Here is a 5964-nt window from a genome sequence, read left to right as displayed (position 1 = left end):
ACGCGCTGGATTACTTACTCGTGACCCACGTATGAAAGAACGTAAAAAACCAGGTCTTAAAGCAGCTCGTCGTTCACCTCAATTCTCAAAACGTTAATTGTCGGACGATATATACAAAACACCTCGATATTATGTCGAGGTGTTTTTTTGCGTTTGTGTGTTTTAAAATTATTTGGCTCTATATCAAATTGGACTGATGCATTCAATATCGGAAGTTAGGCAACTAAACATTGCTTAACTTCCTTTTTATTTTTTGGAGCGTAAAGTTTTGAACCTAAATTCCAAGAGAATTAATAATTTTTTTCCTTTCTTTTTCGAGGTCATCAAAAGTTTGTATATTCTTTTTAACTATGTTACTTATATATTCAATAATTATTAATTTAATCCAATTTAATAGCTTGTACACATCCTCATAATTATCATATAAATCAAATATACTTTTACCATTGTGAATAATTTCAGTTCTTAGATTTTCACTAATATTTCTTAGATACTCACTGCACTTATGATACTGATATTTAGAATAAGAAATAAAAGGAAGGATTTTAGATTTAGTTTTTTTAAAGTTTAAATATTCACGACTTGATAGCATTTCTAATGTACTTAAAAGATAAACAAATGATGTATTTAAATTATTCATGTACATTGATTCAGAAACTCTGTGGATAGCTTCTCTGAAAAGTAAATTAATTTCATTTGAAGTAACATAAAGACAATTATATAATTTATCTTCATAAATATTAGAAGATAAGTCAATTGGATATAATCCTATTCCTTCTCGAATCATAAACATGACTTTTCCATTAATTGTTCTAAGTTTGTGGTCAGTCAATTGTTCAGCTACTTGCCAACCATTTGAGGTAATACCTGGTATACCTGGTAATTGTTCAGGAACACCAAAATTATTTTCGTTTATTCTTATAATATCTAGAGTTCTGTCGGCTTTTTGACTTAACTTATTAATAAAATAATAATTTTGGTCTACCGTGGTAGGTTCAAAGAAATCGTCCTTAAAAATAACTAGTGCATCTTCTTTTAATTGCGAAGTAGATAAAATAGATAAAAACTCTTTTTTGTTAAACATTGATATTAGTGAAAAGTCTGTATGAAAATGACCTGATTCAATTACTTTTAAAGATGGGGTTAAGATAACATTGCCAATTTGTAAAGGTGACTCAATAACTATATAAGCTAATGGTAAGATATAAATACTCTTTTTCATTATAAAATCCTCCTAAAAATTAATATGTTTTTGAAATTCATCTGCCAATTTTTCTCTAGATGATTTTGTAATGTGTTTATAAATGTCCATAGTCGTCTTTATATCACTATGACCTAATCTAGTTTTACTTCTTTAAGTTGTTGCACCTGATTCGAATAATAGTGAAGCACGAGTATGCCTGAAGCTATGAACGTGTATCTTATGAAGATTTGAATATCATTTAAAGAATACCTCTAATTCGTCATTAGGCATCGATACACGCATGTACTTCATTTAGTCTACTATGTATGGTATGTTGAAAAGATATGTTGCTCTTTATCACTAGAGACTGAAAATCCATATTCTTCATTTTGTAGATTTTGTTCTTCTTTCCATTGTAAAAGTTTATTTATAGTTTGAATACCAATATCTATCCATCTTTGATACTCACATTTTTTTAGTGGTTGCAATACATGTTTATTTTTCACTGGAAATTATAATTTAATAATGTACACTTATGATTGTTTAAACATGTAAAATTTTTAAAAACCTAGAGATAATTTTATTGAGGCGAACAACAATGAAATTATCTTTAGACATAAATATGGATTTTTAAGTTATTACTCTTACAGATTTACCAAAATTAAAAATTGTTAAGCAGAACTTAATCATGAAATAAACAAAAGTGAAATAGCAAGACATATGGGGGATGATAGAAGAACAGTTGATAAATAATTAAATGGTTTTGAGCCGACCAAGAAGAGGAACCGTCAGTCTATTATTGACAAGTATTATCCAATCATCCAAAAGTTACTTTCACACTAGTGAATAATAGTTCTACTATAATGGTGTATTTTGACAATATTTGAAGGTTAAACTTAGATTAACCTGTGTCTATTCTGCATTTAGAGCTTATGTCCTTAAGCATGTTGTATTTAATCGTTATTTTATGAAAGGTTATCAACAGATGTCGCCTAAAGGTACAACGAGAATCGAGACAAAAACCGGTCATCAAGCACAGTTTGACTGGAAAGAAGGCATTAACTTTAAAACGAATGATAATCAAATAGTTTCACTAAATATAGGCGTGTTACTACTTTCTTACTCCCGTTTTGTAATCATGAAAGTGACAATGAATAAATCGAGTGATGTTTTATTTAATTTATTTACACAAGCGTTTGAGCTAATGTGAGATGTGCCTGATGTACTTGTAACTGATAGTATTATATTTAGAAGAGGTTCCTAAGTTTATTTCTAATCTTAAAGAGCGACTGAACTACTCAGTTCATGTGAGTACAGGTAAAATGCCTATTATTGCCTTAGAAAAAGAAAAAGTTCTTACAATCACTACCGAATGTGAATGTAAGAAACTCATATAAAGTGAAACATAAATATTTGAAAGTCAACCGCTCTAATATGATTACATATAAGTCCAATCAATATTCAGCATCAGCTGAATATTGTGGGAAAACAGTTGAAGTTCAAGTTTATGATCAAAAACAACACGTTTAATATAAGACTAAATTGATTTGTGAACATCTCATCACACAACGTAAATTAAATTATCAAAAAGAACATTATTTAGAATCACTGCCATCCTCTTTTGGGAATAGAGAAAAGGATGATATTAATCAGATTACGATAGATAATTTAAATGCGATTGGATAGTTTTATGATGAATAATTCAACGAATTATAAGCGCTTAAAAGCAAATTTAGAATATTTGAAAATGAATCAGATGATTAACCATCTTGATGATGTTATCGATTTTATAAACACAACCTGTCATTCATAGACACATTAATTAAATTAAGCGATTACAAAATCAAAATTAAGGAGAAAAATTTGATTGAATCGATGGTAAAGGTTATGGCGTTACCGTTTAAAAAGAAATATCAGCCTTTGACTTTAATTTTCAACCGAGCATCAATCAACAAGATGTTTTGGATTTTACGGATTTACGTTTTATAGGAAAATATGAAAACATAGTCTTTTTAGACTCAAATGTCGTTAGTAAAAATAGAATAAGTACTTACTTTATTAAGTGTCATCATTTGAAAGAGAATTTAAGAAAAGCAAAACTTGAGAACAGCTTAGAAAATAGATTGAAGCACTATAGCAAGTATAAGTTATTAATCATTGATGAGATTGGGTACTTACCTATTGGAAGTGAAGCTGCCAAAATATTCTTCCAAATTAATAGATTTAAGGTATGAGAAGAAAAGCACAATATTTACCACAAATATCAATTTCAACTTATAAAATGAAATATTTGATGATCCCAAAATCGCAAATGCGATTTTGGATAGGATATTGCATCATTCAAGTGTAGTAAAAATCACAGGAAAATCGTATAGATTAAAAAATCATTCACCTAAAAAGAAAATTACTTAGCAAACAATTTTGTACATTTCTATACAATCATTTATGTAGATTTTAATATTGACATTTACATCCAACTAAATGTAGACGATTCACAGACAACCGATATAATTAATTTGTCCATCCATTTTAGGTGGCATTTTATCATGAGGAGTATAGTTTTGATTGCAAAAAAACAAATATTAGAACATTTATCGTGAAGAAAAAATGATATACTTGAAGAAAAGTATAAATATAAAAAGTGAAGATATTTATAAGAGGAGAAAGCTAATGGCTAATACAAAACAAATCCATTAAATCAACAAGAACTTAGAAATGCAATCTAGTCAGGTCCATTTATAACAAAAGCAAAGTATGAATTTTCTAATTCTATGAATGCTAATCAGCAAAAAATGGCAAAGTTATATTAAAGGAATTCCAAATAGATAAGAAATATTAGAAGAAGCTCTAAATGGGGGAAGTAAAGGTGATATTAATGGATACATGTCAAGACATCATAATGATATAAATGATTTAAAAACATACTTTAACTCAGTTATAGATTGGATATCGAGCATTTTTATTAATGTAGAAAAAGAAATGCGGGGATTAGAATAGAGAAGTTTATATGAAACATATCATAACAACTCTTAAAATCCTTCAGTATTAGAATATAAACTTTTAAGTTTATATGAAGATAGTGATGTTTCAAGGAAGCTAGGAATTTTTGAGTATTTATTAAGCGGAGAAAAATTAGAATTTATAAAATAACTATCAATTAGAGCTTTCACTGAAGCGAATAAAAAGTCTAAATATCAAGAGCAAACTAATAATGCTCGAAAAAGTGAAGCTTCAAATTGTCCTATTTGTAATACAGATTTACAATATGATCACCAAACACATATATGGAATTATAAAGATATGGTAGGAGATCATATTATACCATGGAGTAAAGGTGGAAAAACAGAGCGTGGAAACTTACAGATGCTTTATAAACATCATAATAGTCTAAAATCCAATTACTAGTAATAAATTAATTATATATTATATTCGAAAAATTATTTTGTCATGCTGTTCTTAATATAATACACTGTGTGGTGAGTATTTGAAACAAAATGTAGAATTTAATCAAGCGGTTATTAAGTTTAATAAAAGAAATAAAATAAATAAATCATCTAATGATGAGTATATAAAAAATTTTAGAAATAAATTCGGAAAATTTCTAAGTCAAAGTTTTTTGAATAGTAATAATGTAATAAAGCAAGAGATTATAAAAATTATTAAAGATGAATATTATTATTATGATCAAGAAAATACGAAGAAATATTTAATAAAGTTTTGTCAAGATCTTATAGAACATATAAAAGAGCACAGAAATCAAATCAATGATTGTCACTTTACAAATATATTAAATAAAGATGCAGAAAAAACTAATAGTTCAAGTATCTTAACTTCATTATTTTTAACTGCAAACAATATACCAAATAATCTATCATCTAATTTTTCTAAAGCAGTGGAATATTATTTTGCAAAAAACAAGGAAATATATGGAGATGGATATGAAAAGTATTTAGACGAGTATTTTAGAAATGTTTTAGGCGAAAAAAGTTATTTAATTTTGATAGATGATTTTTCAGGGACAGGAAAATCAATCAGCGACTTTATTGATGCAATAAAAAAGTATATACTAACATTAAAAATAGAGATTATTATATTTTGCATACATATAACCGAAGATGCAGAAAAAAAATAATGGATACTTCAATAAAAAACGGTATTGAGATAAAAATAGCTTTTGTACAAAAAACAGAGAAATATTTTATAAATAATAAAGAGCTAGAGAAAAAATTTTATGAATTTGAAAAGGATATTGTAAATCCAGGTAAGTACTACAACTTAGGCTATAAAAATACTCAAGCATTAGTATCAAATTTTAGAAATACTCCAAATAATACACTGAGCCTTTTTTGGCATGAGAATGATCAGTGGAAACCTTTATTTAAAAGAAAAGCTAAAAATGATTTTAGTAATAAATGGAAAGAAAAGGTTCATATTATTAGATGGTTTCTGGCATATAAAAAAGTTCCTAAAATTTTGGTAGATAAAATTATAGCAATAATGTATGTTAAAAATCATGCTGATATGAAATCGAAATTTTTAGAAATTGAGATTAATAGGATATTATTATATAATGACAATATATTGCAAGAATGTCTTTCTCAAAAATTTCTAATTAAACAAACAGATTTTTATATTATTACTTATGCAGGAATAGAATTACTAAAAAAATATGGATTAGAAAAAATAACTTTAAGTAATATACTTTATGAATTTAAGAGTAACGGATTACATCAGCAGAAAAATTTTGATGGTAATAAATAAAATGAGCAAGAGTGTCTGAT

6 protein-coding genes and 2 pseudogenes are annotated in these 5964 nt (G+C 27.0%); 7 read left to right on the top strand and 1 reads right to left on the bottom strand.

Annotation, left to right across the window (positions count from 1 at the left end):
• Together rpsI and IDG60_RS27385 are read left to right on the top strand one after the other, a co-directional pair.
• A partial coding sequence (gene rpsI / locus IDG60_RS04740) for a 30S ribosomal protein S9 (RefSeq protein ID WP_149508669.1) occupies positions 1–97 on the top strand: 97 nt, incomplete at its 5' end.
• A 78-nt stretch (positions 98–175) separates the two neighbouring features.
• Positions 176–238 (top strand): annotated as a pseudogene (locus IDG60_RS27385) (hypothetical protein); the annotation flags it as partial.
• Positions 239–274: 36 nt separating this feature from the next.
• Here IDG60_RS27385 and IDG60_RS04735 read toward each other — a convergent pair.
• Complete coding sequence (locus IDG60_RS04735; protein WP_000748518.1) at positions 275–1222, bottom strand: hypothetical protein; 948 nt, start codon at positions 1220–1222, stop codon at positions 275–277.
• A gap of 844 nt (positions 1223–2066) precedes the next feature.
• On the opposite strand from IDG60_RS04735, the gene IDG60_RS04730 reads away from it, so the two are divergent.
• The 5 genes and pseudogenes from IDG60_RS04730 to IDG60_RS04710 all read left to right on the top strand — a co-directional run bounded on the left by IDG60_RS04730 (position 2067) and on the right by IDG60_RS04710 (position 5944).
• Entirely contained in the window at positions 2067–2393 is a 327-nt protein-coding gene (locus tag IDG60_RS04730) for a transposase (protein WP_001792139.1), read from the top strand.
• Positions 2394–2876: 483 nt separating this feature from the next.
• Positions 2877–3595: pseudogene (locus IDG60_RS23915) on the top strand (ATP-binding protein).
• A gap of 744 nt (positions 3596–4339) precedes the next feature.
• Entirely contained in the window at positions 4340–4588 is a 249-nt protein-coding gene (locus IDG60_RS24640; protein ID WP_001797059.1) for an HNH endonuclease, read from the top strand.
• Positions 4589–4667: 79 nt separating this feature from the next.
• Positions 4668–5315, top strand: a complete 648-nt coding sequence (locus tag IDG60_RS04715) for a phosphoribosyltransferase-like protein (protein ID WP_000812686.1) — start codon at positions 4668–4670, stop codon at positions 5313–5315.
• Positions 5315–5944: a phosphoribosyltransferase-like protein gene (locus IDG60_RS04710; protein WP_000381244.1), complete on the top strand. Its 630-nt coding sequence runs from the start codon at positions 5315–5317 to the stop codon at positions 5942–5944. The genes IDG60_RS04715 and IDG60_RS04710 overlap by 1 nt, the downstream gene beginning before the upstream one ends.
• Positions 5945–5964 lie beyond the last annotated feature (20 nt).

This window comes from Staphylococcus sp. EG-SA-2, from assembly GCF_017152085.1.
Note: the sequence above shows the minus strand (reverse complement) of the source record. Positions and strands in the feature narration are given on the sequence as shown.

Bases quoted from the DNA above. Each gene is read 5' to 3' on its own strand.
- IDG60_RS04735 (WP_000748518.1), bottom strand. From the start codon at position 1,222: ATGAAAAAGAGTATTTATATCTTACCATTAGCTTATATAGTTATTGAG.
- IDG60_RS04710 (WP_000381244.1), top strand. From the start codon at position 5,315: ATGGATACTTCAATAAAAAACGGTATTGAGATAAAAATAGCTTTTGTA.